At 40.0% G+C, this 15,004-nt stretch carries 12 protein-coding genes; 7 read left to right on the forward strand and 5 right to left on the reverse strand.

The window, feature by feature from the left end; all coding sequences use genetic code 11:
* From CBM24_RS09850 to CBM24_RS09860, 3 genes are all read left to right on the forward strand, one after another.
* Complete coding sequence (locus CBM24_RS09850; protein ID WP_088161070.1) at window positions 1–783, forward strand: zinc-dependent peptidase; 783 nt, start codon at window positions 1–3, stop codon at window positions 781–783.
* 154 nt (window positions 784–937) lie between these two features.
* Window positions 938–2,719, forward strand: coding sequence for a DUF4091 domain-containing protein (locus CBM24_RS09855; protein WP_198386082.1), 1,782 nt, complete (start codon window positions 938–940; stop codon window positions 2,717–2,719).
* Window positions 2,720–3,020: 301 nt separating this feature from the next.
* On the forward strand, window positions 3,021–4,754 hold the full coding sequence (locus tag CBM24_RS09860) for a thiamine pyrophosphate-dependent enzyme (RefSeq protein WP_088161071.1): 1,734 nt from the start codon (window positions 3,021–3,023) through the stop codon (window positions 4,752–4,754).
* A 155-nt stretch (window positions 4,755–4,909) separates the two neighbouring features.
* On the opposite strand, the gene CBM24_RS09865 is transcribed toward CBM24_RS09860, so the two are convergent.
* Window positions 4,910–5,098 carry a hypothetical protein gene (locus CBM24_RS09865; RefSeq protein WP_075992013.1) on the reverse strand — a complete coding sequence of 63 codons (189 nt, stop codon included), beginning with the start codon at window positions 5,096–5,098 and terminating at the stop codon, window positions 4,910–4,912.
* Window positions 5,099–5,364: 266 nt separating this feature from the next.
* Here CBM24_RS09865 and CBM24_RS09870 point away from each other — a divergent pair, with 266 nt between their 5' ends.
* Window positions 5,365–5,853 (forward strand): hypothetical protein, encoded by a 489-nt coding sequence (locus tag CBM24_RS09870; RefSeq protein WP_088161072.1) that lies wholly within the window; start codon window positions 5,365–5,367, stop codon window positions 5,851–5,853.
* On the opposite strand, the gene CBM24_RS09875 is transcribed toward CBM24_RS09870, so the two are convergent.
* Window positions 5,836–6,219 (reverse strand): diacylglycerol kinase, encoded by a 384-nt coding sequence (locus tag CBM24_RS09875; protein ID WP_088161073.1) that lies wholly within the window; start codon window positions 6,217–6,219, stop codon window positions 5,836–5,838. The two genes, CBM24_RS09870 and CBM24_RS09875, sit on opposite strands and share 18 nt — an antisense overlap.
* A 181-nt stretch (window positions 6,220–6,400) precedes the next feature.
* On the opposite strand from CBM24_RS09875, the gene CBM24_RS09880 reads away from it, so the two are divergent.
* Entirely contained in the window at window positions 6,401–7,579 is a 1,179-nt protein-coding gene (locus CBM24_RS09880) for a MalY/PatB family protein (RefSeq protein WP_088161074.1), read from the forward strand.
* Window positions 7,580–7,757: 178 nt separating this feature from the next.
* Here CBM24_RS09880 and CBM24_RS09885 read toward each other — a convergent pair whose 3' ends face one another.
* Window positions 7,758–9,920 carry a S46 family peptidase gene (locus tag CBM24_RS09885; RefSeq protein ID WP_088161075.1) on the reverse strand — a complete coding sequence of 721 codons (2,163 nt, stop codon included), beginning with the start codon at window positions 9,918–9,920 and terminating at the stop codon, window positions 7,758–7,760.
* A gap of 226 nt (window positions 9,921–10,146) precedes the next feature.
* Here CBM24_RS09885 and CBM24_RS09890 point away from each other — a divergent pair, with 226 nt between their 5' ends.
* Window positions 10,147–11,085, forward strand: coding sequence for a hydrogen peroxide-inducible genes activator (locus CBM24_RS09890; protein WP_088161076.1), 939 nt, complete (start codon window positions 10,147–10,149; stop codon window positions 11,083–11,085).
* 6 nt (window positions 11,086–11,091) lie between these two features.
* Window positions 11,092–12,891 (forward strand): chloride channel protein, encoded by a 1,800-nt coding sequence (locus tag CBM24_RS09895; RefSeq protein ID WP_075992018.1) that lies wholly within the window; start codon window positions 11,092–11,094, stop codon window positions 12,889–12,891.
* Window positions 12,892–12,982: 91 nt separating this feature from the next.
* On the opposite strand, the gene CBM24_RS09900 is transcribed toward CBM24_RS09895, so the two are convergent.
* Together CBM24_RS09900 and CBM24_RS09905 are read right to left on the reverse strand one after the other, a co-directional pair.
* On the reverse strand, window positions 12,983–13,573 hold the full coding sequence (locus CBM24_RS09900) for a riboflavin synthase (protein WP_088161077.1): 591 nt from the start codon (window positions 13,571–13,573) through the stop codon (window positions 12,983–12,985).
* Between the two features lie 673 nt (window positions 13,574–14,246).
* Window positions 14,247–14,840, reverse strand: coding sequence for an RNA polymerase sigma factor (locus tag CBM24_RS09905; RefSeq protein WP_088161078.1), 594 nt, complete (start codon window positions 14,838–14,840; stop codon window positions 14,247–14,249).
* Window positions 14,841–15,004 lie beyond the last annotated feature (164 nt).

Raw genomic sequence — 15,004 nt, forward strand, 5'->3', positions numbered from 1 at the left:
ATGCTAGGAAAACTATTCATTGTACTGCTTATACCAGTAACCATTTATGTTGTTTATTACCTGTTAAATCGCACGGCCAAAAATAGCAAAGCCATTAAACGTGTATTGAGCGACGAAGGCAAAGAAATTCTAGAAAAAGAAGTTGCCTATTACCGCAATCTGTCCACTGCGGACAAAGTGGAATTTGAAACCCGCTGTTTAAAATTTTTGGATACGGTCAAGATTGAAGGTGTGGGGGTAGTGGTTGAGCTGAAAGATTATATGATGATTGCTGCCAGTGCAATTATACCAATATTTGCCTTTAAGAAATGGACTTATCCCAATTTGACCAATATTATGGTTTATCCTTCCCAATTTAATACAGCCTATGAATTTGAAGGCCATGCTGACCGTAATATTATGGGTATGGTGGGTGAGGGAGCCATGAACGGACAAATGATATTGTCTAAATCGGCATTGGAGTATGGGTTTAGGAATCCAAAGGATGGACAGAATACAGCGATACACGAATTTGTGCATCTGATTGATAAAACCGATGGCACAGTGGATGGCATTCCCACACATTTGATGGATAAAGCTTCAGTCATTCCTTTTATGAATCTGATACGGGAAGAAATTACCAAGATAAAAGAAAATAAATCTGATATCGATGTATATGGCATGACCAATCCGGCAGAGTTCTTTGCAGTTGCCTCGGAGTATTTTTTTGAGAATCCAGAAAAATTTAAGCAGAATCATCCCGAGCTCTATACAGCACTTTCTGAAATTTTTGAACAAAGTTAGTTATCGATAAATAAAATTTTAGTATTTTTAAGGCAAACAGAAGTTGTTTGCCTTTTTTCTTTGAGCACCCGCTCCTAGGCGGAAAAAAGAACGATGCGATTGTGAATCCATCGCTGCTGGCAGCTTCGCTAAAGTTTTGTTAATTATAACTGTTATGCCTAAAACTACAATTTATTCTTCTATTGCCCTGGCTTGTATGCTATTTTGTGGCAGTAATCCGGGATTTTCCCAGCAGCGTTTTGCTACAGGGACAACATTTACTGAAATGGCCGATCCCACAAAGGATACTTTATCCAACTGGTCGAATGTTAAAGCCGGTCTACATGCTTCGTTTGTATCGATAGACAAACGTTATCCCAAATCTGTTAATCCAAATCTGACAACACAACGTACGGCGACTGTGGATGCCTGGAAAGGTGAGCAGGTATCGGCGCAAGTATTGTTATGGACCAGTGCTGCCGCAGCAGATGTTGCTGTATCGGCAAGTGAATTAAAGTCTACAACAGGCAAGGTGATCGGTAGCGATGCGGTACAAGCACGTTTTGTTCGTTATGTTATGACTGACGAATTTGCAAGTGGTTGTGGCCATCGTAAACCAGAAGATTTTAAAGCTTCTCTCTCGGCAGATATGTTGGATGATCTGAAAAGCTATGACCTTGAAGCTAAGAAAGTCCGTCCTGTATGGATTACAGTAAAGGTTCCCAAGGAAGCTGCTGCTGGACAATATAAAACGACGATTTCGGTTAAGCAAAATGGTCAGGTAAAGGAACAGTTACAACTTACGGTCAATGTGCAAAATCATGTGCTGCCACCTGCATCCCAGTGGACTTATCATTTGGATCAATGGCAACACCCTTCGGCAGTTGCCCGCGTCAATAATGTGAAGATGTGGAGCGATGAGCATTTTGAAGCGTTGAAGCCTACCATGAAACAACTTGCAGCTGCAGGGCAGAAGGTCATTACAGCAACCTTGAATAAGGATGCCTGGAACGTACAGACCTATGATCCCTATGCGGATATGATCACCTGGAAGAAGGCAAAAGACGGTTCCTGGACCTATGATTATACTGTTTTTGATCGGTGGGTAAACTTTATGATGGATCTAGGGGTCAACAAACAGATCAACTGCTATTCGCTTTTACCATGGAATAACGAGGTACATTATTTTGATGAGAGCAAAAATGAACTGGTCAATGTTATTGCGAAGCCCGGTACAGCTATATTCGAGGAACTATGGACGCCTTTCCTAAAGGATTTTAGCAAGCATGTCAACGCAAAGGGCTGGTTGAAGATTACCAATATCGCCATGGATGAAAGAGGTCGTGAAGAAATGGATCCAGCCATAGCATTGTTGGAAAAAGTAGCGCCTGAGTTTGGGGTTGCTTTTGCAGATAATCACAAAAGCTACCAACGTTATCATAAAAGTACCGATATCAGCGTTGCCGCCGGAGATCCATTTGACCAGAATGATTTGATTGAACGACGCAAAAAAGGATATATTACGACATTTTATGTGTGTTGTTCGGACGAATTTCCAAATCAATTTACGTTCTCGGATCCAGCAGAATCCACCTATATGGCTTGGTATGCGCTAGCGGCAGGCTTCGATGGAGCATTGCGTTGGGCGTTTAACTCCTGGGTCAAAGATCCGCTGCATGATTCAAGGTTCCGTACCTGGCCAGCAGGAGACACCTATATTGTTTATCCACAAGGAAGAAGCTCTATCCGTTATGAGCGTATGTTGGAAGGTATTCAAGATTATACCAAAGTCGGCATTCTTAAAGCAAAGTTGGAGAAGTCAAAAGATCAAGCTAACCTAGCGAAGCTAAATGCAAAAATTGCAAAATTGAATACCGCTAAACGCTATGCGGACTGGAACAAAGATCTCAATGATGCGAAGCGTTTTGTCGATGAATTGTCGCGACAAATCAACTAAGGATTTATTAAGTCTATAATTTTAAAAAAGCTGTTTCAATCAATTTGAAACAGCTTTTTTGTTGATTACAATCTTTTTCTATTTTAAGTGCAGCGGATTGTTGGCTGAAATTTTCGGCGCAGTATATCCTTGCTTCCCGTCGAGGCTACCCTTGCACATGCGATCATTTTATACGCTTGGCTAATACTGTATTGTTCAGGTAATATCCCAAACCATTACGCTAAATTATTGTTGTTATTAAGTGGCGATAACATAATTTGTATAAGGTCGCTGTCACAAAATCTTAAATTATAGTATAGGTATGAAAAATGTAGCACACCAGATTGTGGGTCTTTTAAAGGAAGCGGGAATTCAGCGTATTTATGCCGTAACGGGCGATAGTTTAAATTTTTTCAACGAAGCTGTTCATGCAGATGGAACGATGCAATGGATCCATGTAAGACATGAGGAAGTGGGAGCATTTGCCGCAACGGCAGAGGCTGATTTGCACGGGATCGCCTGTTGTGCGGGAAGCAGTGGACCAGGACATGTGCATCTGATTAATGGCGTTTATGAAGCACACAAAACTCGGGTACCCATGCTTGTGATCGCATCAACCTGTGCTACATACGAATTTGGAACCGATTATTTTCAAGAAACCAATCCAATCAAGTTGTTTGACGATTGTTCTTGCTATAATCAAATGATTACCCGGCCCGAGCAGGTGCAACGTATGGTGCAAAATGCATTACAACAGGCTATCTCTAAACGGGATGTGGCGGTTATCGGTTTGCCTGGTGATGTCTCAGAAATGGAAGCGGTTCAAATGAATACCTCAACCAAGGTGTTTTTTACCGAGCCGCAAATTAAACCTTCGGAGATGGAAATTGGGCGTTTAGCCCAATATATCAATCAAGCAGAAAAGATAACCTTGTTCTGTGGTATGGGAGCCAAGAAAGCACAGGAGCAAATTGTAGCGTTATCACAAAAGATCCATGCGCCGGTGGGTTATTCATTTAAAGCAAAGTTGGATATTCAACGCGACAATCCCAATGAAATCGGCATGACCGGACTTTTGGGCATGGCGTCCGCATTTCAAAGCATGCACCATTCGGATCTTATTTTACTTTTGGGGACTGATTTCCCTTATAAAGATTTTATACCGACCAACAAAACCATTGTCCAGATTGATATTGAAGGTGAAAAGCTTGGGCGCAGGTCCATCGTAGACTATGGGCTTGTGGGGGATATCGAGCATACCTTAAAAGCAGTATTACCCTTTGTGGAAGCGCGTTCGGATACAAAATTTCTGGAGAAGCAGCTTGCTTCTTATGCAAAGGTCAAGGAAGATCTCATGACTTATGTGGACGATTCGGGCAGTGAATGCGCGATACAGCCTGAATTTGTTGCGCATACCATTGATCAAAAAGCGAGTGATGATGCGATTTTTCTGCTTGATACCGGGATGTGCTGTGTGTGGGGAGCACGTTATATTAATCAGCGAAAGGATCGTATCATGCTGGGGTCTTTTAACCATGGGTCTATGGCTAATGCCATGCCAATGGCTATTGGAGCGGCATTGACACATCCTGAACGTCAGGTTATTGCTTTTTGTGGTGATGGGGGACTATCCATGTTGTTGGGGGATCTCGCAACAATAAAACAATATAACTTACCGATTAAAATCATCGTCTTTAACAACCGTGCACTTGGTATGGTTAAATTGGAAATGCAGGTATCAGGTCTGAAAGATCAGGAAACCAATATGGTCAATCCAGATTTTGCGATGATCGCTCAAGCGATGGGAATACGCGCATTTACGGTCACTCAGCCCCAAGAAGTGGATGCTGTTATCACTGAAGCTCTTGGTATGACGGATGAGCCTGTCCTGATCGATATATTTACCAATCCCAATGCATTGGCTATGCCGCCCAAGATATCCTTCAGTCAAATGAAAGGGATGACAGAAAGTATGGCAAAATTAATGTTGTCGGGTAATTTCGAAGAAGTATGGGATACCATTAAGTCGAACTATAAACATTTGAAATCGCTTTAATCACTTGTGATATTCGAATTGTTAAACATGTTAAAAGCCCCTCGAAGCATAACAGCGGAGGGGCTTGTTTTGTGTTAAAAGTGACTTGAATGTGTGGCTGTCAGACCATAATATGCTGATCAGCGGATAGTCGAAATTTGGAGGAAAATGTTATCTCAACATTGACGTTGAACAAACCAAAGACTTTTAAGTAATTCTTCTTTACAGCGTCTGAGTTTTTCAACTTTGGATTCGGAAGAAATGGTAACTTGCTCTTTAACAATAATAGCCAAGTCTGTTTCAATGGACAATTTTGTGAGTGATGTACATCCACTATCAAATTTCTTAAAGCTTACATCTTTCATACTAATATTGGTTAAGAATTCCTGAATTTTATAGAGTACAATTTACTAATAAAAATTAGCTTTACAATAAGCTAGCAATAATTTTATTGTTACTAAATTGTTTATTTTTAATAGCTTATATCGTGCTAAAATAGCCGAGTGCTATCTAACTTATAAACAATATTTGCTTGCTTTTTGTTTTCTGAATTTTAAATTTTTAAATGTTAGTTATTTAAAACAAAATTTCTTTTGAATTGCTATCTATACTATCAAACAAAAAAAACACGATGAGAATAATAAATTTTGGATTTATAGTGTTGCTGTGTTGTGCTGCTTGCCATCAGGAACAAAAAAAACAGGATGCTTCCACGAAACTCAATGACACTGTTCAGAGTACTCAACCTTTGGATACCGGGAGGTTTCTTACTGGAAAGAGTACGTATCAATACCTTAAAAATGGCGATACCATTTCATTATCAATCACTGTTGATGGAGAAAAGGTACAGGGTGATCTAAGCTATGCCTGGAAGGAAAAAGATCGTAATAAGGGACATATTGATGGTGTATTGAAGGGGGATATTTTAACTGCCGATTATACTTTTTCTTCTGAGGGACAGGAATCCGTCCGCCAGGTAATATTTAAACTATCCAAGGAGCGTGCACTGGAAGGTTATGGTACGATGGAGGAGAAGGCTGGAAAAATGACTTTTGCCGATCCTAAAAAGATAGCTTTTGATGAGAAATTCGCCTTAGAAAATTTAGCGAAGGGCCAATGAGATCAGCTTGGGAATAAAAATTAAGAGGCCGATCAATAGCGCAGTGATGCTGCTGATCATCACTGCCGCTGCGGCAATATCTTTAATTTTTTTTATGTTTGGATTATCTTCAGGACAGATAAAGTCGGCTATATTTTCCAATGCGGTATTTAACAATTCACAGACAAATACAAAACCAATGGAAAAGAGTACAGCAATCCATTCGTGGGTACTTATGTGAAGCACAAATGACAGGGTTATGGCAATAATGGCCGCTATACAATGCACCCTGAAATTATGTTCTTCCTGCCAGGCTGTTTTTAGCCCACTGAAGGCATAGTGAAAACTCTTTAATCTAGCACGAAATGAAAAGTTATTTTTGGCCATAGTTGTCCTACTATTTTCTGTAAAGATAACGCTTTCTGCTTATCTAGGCATACTGGATTTTTTATTGTATTTAGTCCGAGCTATTCCTGTGCCATATCCATCTGATCCGCTTTCTTGTTCATCCTTTTTACTTTATTGGGCTTTTATTACAAATGCAGCCTAATTTTGAGTAAATTGCTGTATGATCTATAATTTTGATAAAACGATTGTTCGTCGTGGTACCGATTCGGTCAAATGGAATCAACATGATTATGACGATTTGATTCCACTCTGGGTTGCGGATATGGACTTTCCAGCTGCACAACCTGTTGTGGATGCGCTTGCGCAGCGGGTTCAACATGCTGTATATGGGTATGCCACTATTCCAGCTGCTTTTTACAGTGCGGTTATGAGCTGGTCTTCGCAGCGGCATAAATTTGTACTTCAGCCAGAATGGATCCTTCCTGTGATCGGTGTCGTACCGGCGCTTTCGGCTTTGGTTAGCGCATTTACCTCACCCGGTGACAAGGTTTTGGTTCAAGAGCCTGTATATCATTGTTTTTTTTCCTCAATAGAACGCAATCAAGCTGAGGTGGTTTCCAATGACTTGATTTACCGCAATGGTGAGTATGCCATTGATTTTGAAGATTTTGAATATAAAGCAAGTGATCCGAAAGTCAAGTTATTTATTTTATGTAGCCCACATAACCCCGCTGGCCGTGTTTGGACTAGAGCTGAGCTTGAACGTCTCGGTGAAATCTGTTTGCGGCACCGGGTTTTAGTCATTTCGGATGAAATTCATTGCGATCTGGTATTTGAGGGCCATACACATATTCCTTTTGGGAGCATCAGTGCAGCCTTTTTGGCGAATTCGATTACCTGTGTAGCACCGAGTAAAACCTTTAATTTGGCAGGACTCCAGGTCGCTACGGTCTTCGTAGCCGATCCTGAACTCAGAAGGAAAGTGCAGCAGGCTTTCTTAGCCAACGAGATAAGTAGCATAAGTCCCTTTGCAATTACAGGCCTGATCGCAGCGTATGAGTCGGGTGGGGAATGGTTGGATCAAGCTTTAAGCTACATTCATGCGAATTATGTTTATTTGAAAGGCTTTATGGCTGAATACCTGCCTGCTTTGCATGTCCTTCCTTTGGAGGGTACTTATCTGGTATGGGTAGATTGCGCCGCTTTGGGGATTTCAAGTCGAAAATTGGGGCAGCTCTTATTGGACGAGACACATGTACAGGTCAATGTCGGTGCGATGTATGGCAAGGGGAGTGACGCCTTTATTCGCCTTAACATTGCTTGTTCAAGGGAAGTCTTGACAACAGGCTTGTTGCGTTTGAAGACTGTTTTCTCCTCTTTACTGCAAGGAGCAAAATAGTATACGGATAAATTCTACGTGAGGAGTTGAATAGGTTCTGATATACGGCTAGTTTTCGGCTCATAGTATCGTGGATCATAGTATCTTCCCGCTTAGCGAAAAGAAAATAGCCTAATGAACAAAAAAATCCGCTGTATCTCTCGATGTAGCGGATTTTTTGAAGTTTGTTTAGACCCTATTAAATACCCATTTCTTTCAGAATGAAATGCGCGTTGTCAATTTTATCGGCAACCCAGAGGACATAACGAATGTCGACTCCGATGGATCTGCTGTAACTCTCGTTCCAAGCGAAATCATTAATTGTTGCGTCATAAGCACGGTCAAAATTTACACCAATTAATTCACCATTGGCATTCATTATTGGAGATCCTGAATTTCCGCCTGTAGTATCCATATCATATAAGATATTGACCGGCACAGATCCCAGATCTTTTTGAAGATAAGGACCAAAATTCTTATTGAGGTAAGCTGTCTTGATTTCTTGTGGATAGTCAAATTCTGCTAATCCAAGATTTCCTTTTTGAATGATTCCTTCGATTGTCGTGAATGGCTTCATATAAGTTGCATCAGCAGGAGAGTAGCCTTTGATGTGCCCATAGGTCAGACGTAAGGTTGAGTTTGCATCAGGAATAAAGTTTTTGGCCTGAAAAATTTCCTTGACGGCGACATAATCGCCCATTAATTTGTTCAGTACCCCTTCACGTCTTTTTTGTTCAGCAGCGAACTGGACAATATCATTGTTCAATTTGCCCTGGAAATCCAATAATTTGTCGTCAAATTTCTGAAGTGCATCGGCATTGGCCAAGACAGTATTTAGTATGTAATTTTGATCGCCAAGTTTACTGTTCTGAATAATCTCTGTTGCAAATTCTTGTGCGGTACCCGTATTAAATTGCAATTTCTGAATGGAAGCCAATTGATTTTTACCTTGGAATGCGATGGCATCTTCCAACATTCTGGAGAAAATACGCTGATCAGCCTGCTTATTGCAGCTTTCGTAGGTTTCTTTAACAGCGATTTTTAATTTTTCGATATTCAGATCGAAAAGCTGCTTGGCAGCTTGGGAAGATTTTTCCTTTGCTAAGTTGGTTTTCAGAACGTTTAGGTCGCGGGCTACTTTCAATAAGCTCGTACTATTGTAAATATTATTGATCCAAAGCTCTTTCAGGGCATCTTGATCACTCAGCTGATAATAGGCGTCAATATCAGTGAGTAGACTTCCATATTTGTTTTTCAGTTCGGCTTTACTTAAGATAAAAGCCGCCAGTGCTTCGTCTTCTTGTTTTTTTGTCGATAGCAAGTCGATTCCTCGTAAGCCCTTGAGTTTACCACGATAGTTTTTCAATACATTCGCATTACGTTTTATGCGTGTTGCCAAGGACAAGGCGATATCGGTATTGTCTTTTCCTGCTTCCTCCATCTGTTTATTTTGGAAATCATACAGGTTGGATACGTAAGGCAAAAGATATTCCTGTTGATATTGAATATATTGTGCTGGTCTGTGTCGGAATGTTTTTCCGGGATAACCAAGGATAAAGGTGAAATCATTTTCCCGTACACCATTTGGATTGACTTTAAGGTGTTTTTTGGGCTGGTAAGGAACGTTGTCTTTAGAATAAGGTGCAGATTTTCCGTTTTTGCCGACATAAGCTCTCAGAAAAGAATAATCTCCGGTGTGGCGTGGCCATACCCAGTTATCTGTCTCTCCACCAAATTCACCGATGTTTTGACGTGGAATATAAACTAAACGAACGTCTTCGATTGTTCTATAACGGAATAGGACATAACTTTTACCGATAAACATTTCCGATACTTCAGCTTTAATCGTGGGATCTTCTTTTTCCGCTTGTTTAACCAGTTCTTGTTGTTTACGTTTAATCGTATTGATACGCTCTACCGGGTCACTGATGTTGGCGACAGCATTTAATATTTTAGCGGAAACATCCTCATAAGAATCGGTAATTCTTATTTTTAATCCTTTTGCCTCAATTTCCTGTTCTTGATTTTGTGCGACAAAACCGTTTTTTAAGTAATTGTTGATTGCAGTACTGGCAAGTTGAACGGCAGAAAAAGCGCAGTGGTGATTGGTAATGATCAAACCACGGTTTGAGACAAACGACCCTGTACATCCACTGACTTGAACCAGGGCATCTACCAGTCCGACCTGACCGGGATTGTAGATATCTTTCTCACTGATCTTTAACCCAGCTTTCTTCAATCCAGCTCTATTTAATTCGCTCAATGGAAACATTCCCTCATCGGGATTTGCCTTGCTATAAGGACTGTTTGCCATGGTTAAGAATAGAGCTAGTGCAATTGTCGTGCGATTTATAAACTTCATAGGATTTTAACTATCAACTGTTGTAAATCTCCAAATTTAAGAAAAGCATTTTGATGAAATCGATTTTTTATGTGAACTAATGTAACAATAGTGGATATACTGGACCTTTTTGGCAAGGTATTTATTGTATAATCGGCAGGCCAAATACTCCTGTTGACTTTAATTATAAAGGATTTGACATTGGTTTACGACAGGATTCGTAATTTTGTGCTTTAAAGATAGTAAGATGACCTTAATCCAACTGGAATATATTATAGCTGTTGATACCTACCGAAGTTTTGTTGCAGCTGCAGAAAAATGTTTTGTCACGCAACCTACGTTGAGCATGCAAATACAAAAACTTGAAGAGTCTTTAGGGGCAAAAATCTTCGACCGGAGCCGACAGCCTGTTGTTCCTACAGAAATCGGCGAGAAAATTATTCTTCAAGCTCGATTGGTATTGACGGAAAGCCGAAAGATCAATGAGATTGTACAGGATAAAAAAGGGGAAATTGAGGGTACACTACGGGTCGGTGTTATCCCGACAATCGCACCTTATTTACTGCCGAATGTGCTGACCACATTTATGGAGAAATATCCGAAGCTACAATTGCAGATTTGGGAATATACGACAGAACGGATTGTGCATGAATTGAAGGTCGGACTTCTGGACTGTGGTGTGCTATCTACTCCCTTAAATGACCCGGGGATTTTGGAATCACCCTTATTTTACGAAAATTTTGTCGCTTATATTTCAGCCAATAGCCCACTGTTTCCCAAAAAAATACTGAGTGGTGATGATATTGCCGATGATAAACTTTGGTTGCTCAATGAGGGACATTGTATGCGCGGTCAGGTGCTTAATATTTGTCATCATAAACATAATCAAGATCTTACAGGGCGATTTGAGTATAATACGGGTAGCGTAGAGACTTTAAAACGTATGGTAGATATCAACGACGGAATCACGATATTGCCTGAGTTGTCGATTTGGGATTATTCCGATGAACAATTGGATAGGATCCGTTATTTCAAATCACCGGAACCAGTACGGGAGATATCATTGGTGACGACGCAAAATTTTGTAAAGAGACATGCAATTCAGGCCTTAGAAAAAGAAATATTGGCCGTAGTACCCGATAAATTCAAAACAAAAAAGAAGAAGGAAGTGTTGAGCTTTCAATAGGACGATATGAGAAACCTCAAAAGACGTTTTTTTAAAAAAATAGACCAGATCAATCAGTGGCGGATGAAGAAAGTTTCTAACCGGAACTTTATCATTATACTCGCATTTTTGGTTGGAATTGTTGGTGGTATTATGGCATCTGTGCTAAAAAGATTAACCCATTTTATTGCAACGACTATACAGGATGATATCGATTGGAAAGTAAAATACTCGGTTTACTTGATTTTTCCATTGATAGGGATTTTGCTCAGCGTGTTTTTTGTTCGCAAATTTTTGAAAGGGAAGAAGATGGAGCACGGGATTACCCCGATTATTTATGCCATCAGTCGGAAAGGCAGCCGATTGGATCCCAGCAATATTTATTCTCAGGTGGTGACATCGGCTATTACCGTTGGCTTTGGCGGGTCCTGTGGTTTGGAAGCTCCTGTTGCTTTGGGTGGTTCTTCTATCGGTTCTAATATCGCCCGTTTCTTTGGATTGCAGTATAAGGAAGTTACCATGTTATTGGCTTGTGGTGCAGCAGCAGGAATTTCAGGCGCCTTCAACAGTCCTTTGGCAGGAATGATTTTTGCTATCGAGATCTTGCTTCCCGAATTTTCCATTCCAGTGTTCATTCCTTTGCTGATCTCATCGGCATTGGCTTCTGTTGTCTCTCGGGTGCTTTATAATGAACCCTTATTCAGTACGTTCAATTCCGATTGGCAAGTTTCGGCATTGTTGTTTTATTTGCTATTAGCTGTGCTGATTGGGCTTTATACGATTTACTTTGCACGTGTTTCCAGGAGTGTGGGGAAATGGTTTTCTAAGATTAAGAATCCCTATAATAAAGTTTGGGTCAGTGGTATCGCCTTGGGTCTGATGATTTTTGTATTCCCAGCGCTGTATGGTGAGGGCTATATTACCATTCAGCAGATTCTCAATGGTCAGTTTAACTCGATTGTTAAGAACAGCTTGTTCTCAGACTACAAGGATATGGGATTAGTAGTTTTGGGCTATACGATATTGACTTTATTTGGAAAATCCCTTGCTGCATTATTTACATTAAATGGCGGTGGAAATGGCGGGGTATTTGGGCCAAGTTTAGTGATGGGAGGTCTGTTGGGCTTTGCATTTTCTTATGGTGTAAACTTGACTGGAATTGCCGAGCTAAATGTTCCAAATTTTGTGGTAGCGGGGATGGCCGGTGCGTTGAGCGGCATTATGCATGCGCCGTTGACGGGCATATTTTTGATTGCAGAAGTGACCGGAGGTTATACTTTGATGGTTCCATTGATGCTGGTTTGTTCCATTTCCTATTTGATTAATCGGTCGGTTTTAAAGCATTCCATTTACACCAAAGTATTGGCGGAGTCTGGCGATCTGATTTCTTATGAAGACAAGGATCGATCCGTGTTAAGTATGATGCGGATAAAATATGTATTGGAAACTAATTTTGTGATCTTACGCCCCGACGAAACACCAAAAGGTCGACAAACAGACATTATCCATAGTAAACGCAATATCTTTCCAGTGGTTGATTACGAAGGCAAATTTATGGGGCTTCTTTATAGCGAGTTTCTATTCTCCGTATTATTGGGTGAAGTGGATGGGGGGGATACGACTTTCGAAAAGTTAGCTCAGAAGCCAAATGATACGGTAGGTATCAATGAAAACATGGAAATCGTGATGGCTAAAATGAATAAGGACGACACGTGGATACTTCCAGTTTTGGGGGATGAAAATAAGTATATGGGCTTTGTTTCCAAATCGAGTGTATTCAACAAATATCGCGCGTTATTGATACGTCAGGGACACTATTTGGAGTAAACTGAGTATACATTGTTAGAACCCGAAACGAAGCGTGTTCGGATATGCTCCCTTGGGTCGGCTTTAAACCCGAGGAAGCATAGCAAATTTTTTAAGCGCGTAAAGCCATTATCTTTGTGACATATTTTCCGATAATATCAAACTCCAAGTTGACTGTGCTACCCACTTCAACTTGTTGCAAGTTGGTATGCTCTAGTGTATACGGAATGATAGCAACTGAAAACTGATCGTCTTTAGAGTCTACTACGGTCAAGCTGATACCATTTACGGTAATGGATCCTTTTTCTACGGTGATATTTTGTTTGGAAACATCATATTGAAAGGTAAAAATAAAACTACCATTTTCATCTTTCTTTTGGATACAACGCGCAGTTTGATCCACATGTCCCTGGACGATATGTCCATCAAATCTTCCGCCGGCCAAAGTACAACGTTCCAGATTGATCAGGTCGCCCACCTTTAATTGAGCGAGATTTGTCTTTTGCAAGGTTTCATCAATTGCCGTCACTTTATGCTGATCATTGTTCAATCCAACAACAGTAAGGCAAACGCCATTATGACTTACACTCTGGTCTATTTTAAGTTCATTGGAAATAGCAGAACTGACGTAAAAATGGATATTGCTTTTTTCCTGTTCGATATTTTCTATTTTTCCTAGGGTTTCTATGATTCCAGTAAACATGATATTTTTTTGATTGATTCCAAAGTTACTAAATAATTAAATGAAATATCGATGTTTAGATCGCACAAATGTGGTAGATAAGAGCTCATGGTGATTACATCTGAAATCAGACTTCACCACCAAATTAAGTTAAATGGCAGACTTGAAAGTTAAGGGACAATCAACAATTGTGGTCTGTATTGACCTTTAGGCTATATTTACGGATGCAATTGAGTACGTAAAGATAAAAGTGACAGATAAAACGAAGGCAGGAGATGATCGGTTATTCTGTTGTAAAGATAAATAATGCAAGGGTTAAATACTGTGGTTGGGACTAGCTGAGCGAAGCAACCAAAAAAATAACCTGTTGAAAAATGCAAAAAGATTGTAGTGTACATTGTACACTTACTATTCCTTTTGTGATTGCTGTGCTAAAACAAATTTATGGGAGTTGAAAAAAAATATAACAAAATTTTTGTTTATATCATTTGAACCACTATCTTTGTCCTAGGTTTAGGTTGATTGCCTCTTACAAAGAGGTATTTATAAAAGCTTAGCAGGTCGCCCGACCGAATGCTAAGCTTTTTTTTGTGATCATTTTTTTTTGATTGTTATTTCCCTAAACGCTTAATAGCGAGTTGTTTAATTTCTTTTATAAATTTCTGGGAGGAGGATGCGGGCTGTGTGGTAGCAGTTAACTTTTGAAGGTATACCATGCTGTCAGCATTAGGATGGTGAGATATTCAAATTTTTTCGATTTGAAACGTTCTTTTAACGCATGCAATGCTTTGGATCTCGCATAATAGATGGTTGATGCGGTTGTGTTCAATGTTTCGCAAATTTCATCTGTATTCAAGCCTTCCAAAAAACTGAGCTTGCAGATCTGAGCTTGTTGTTTGGGAAGCAAATTGATTTCAGCAAGTAACAACTCGGTGAGTTCTGTTCGGAATATCTTCTTGAGTACATCTTCATCTGGAACCGACATATGCTGCAGAATATCGAGTTCCTCTTTCCGTATTTTGAATTGCGTAGTTCTTTGCATATCGATACAGGCATTTTTAGTAGCGATAAAAAGAAAGGCTTTAAGGCTTTCATAATGCTCTACCTTTTGTCTATTATTCCAGAGTTTAACAAAAACATCGGAGACAATTTCCTCGGCATCGGTTTTGTTGCGGAGGTAAGAAAAGGCAAAATAGCGTAAGGAATGACCAAAATGATCCATAAAAAAGCATAAAGCCATTTCATCACCTTCTTTAAGTGTATTGATGTATGATTCTATTTGCCGCATACTTGGTTATTGATCGTTTTACGTTGGCCTTCGGAATATGTTATACACCTGTGTGGTCAATACGTCATTCAATAGGTAAATTCACATTCGAGCCCCGCTATGGATTGCTTGACTAAATTACATAAAAAACTTGGGTTGTCATGATTCAATCCGGACAACCCAAG

The organism is Sphingobacterium sp. G1-14, assembly GCF_002196555.1.
Taxonomy (GTDB): domain Bacteria; phylum Bacteroidota; class Bacteroidia; order Sphingobacteriales; family Sphingobacteriaceae; genus Sphingobacterium; species Sphingobacterium siyangense.

Coding starts and splice junctions, on each gene's coding strand:
- CBM24_RS09860 (WP_088161071.1), top strand. CDS start 3,021: ATGAAAAATGTAGCACACCAGATTGTGGGTCTTTTAAAGGAAGCGGGA.
- CBM24_RS09880 (WP_088161074.1), top strand. CDS start 6,401: ATGATCTATAATTTTGATAAAACGATTGTTCGTCGTGGTACCGATTCG.
- CBM24_RS09895 (WP_075992018.1), top strand. CDS start 11,092: ATGAGAAACCTCAAAAGACGTTTTTTTAAAAAAATAGACCAGATCAAT.
- CBM24_RS09900 (WP_088161077.1), bottom strand. CDS start 13,573: ATGTTTACTGGAATCATAGAAACCCTAGGAAAAATAGAAAATATCGAA.
- CBM24_RS09855 (WP_198386082.1), top strand. CDS start 938: ATGCCTAAAACTACAATTTATTCTTCTATTGCCCTGGCTTGTATGCTA.
- CBM24_RS09885 (WP_088161075.1), bottom strand. CDS start 9,920: ATGAAGTTTATAAATCGCACGACAATTGCACTAGCTCTATTCTTAACC.
- CBM24_RS09850 (WP_088161070.1), top strand. CDS start 1: ATGCTAGGAAAACTATTCATTGTACTGCTTATACCAGTAACCATTTAT.
- CBM24_RS09875 (WP_088161073.1), bottom strand. CDS start 6,219: ATGGCCAAAAATAACTTTTCATTTCGTGCTAGATTAAAGAGTTTTCAC.
- CBM24_RS09870 (WP_088161072.1), top strand. CDS start 5,365: ATGAGAATAATAAATTTTGGATTTATAGTGTTGCTGTGTTGTGCTGCT.
- CBM24_RS09905 (WP_088161078.1), bottom strand. CDS start 14,840: ATGCGGCAAATAGAATCATACATCAATACACTTAAAGAAGGTGATGAA.
- CBM24_RS09865 (WP_075992013.1), bottom strand. CDS start 5,098: ATGAAAGATGTAAGCTTTAAGAAATTTGATAGTGGATGTACATCACTC.
- CBM24_RS09890 (WP_088161076.1), top strand. CDS start 10,147: ATGACCTTAATCCAACTGGAATATATTATAGCTGTTGATACCTACCGA.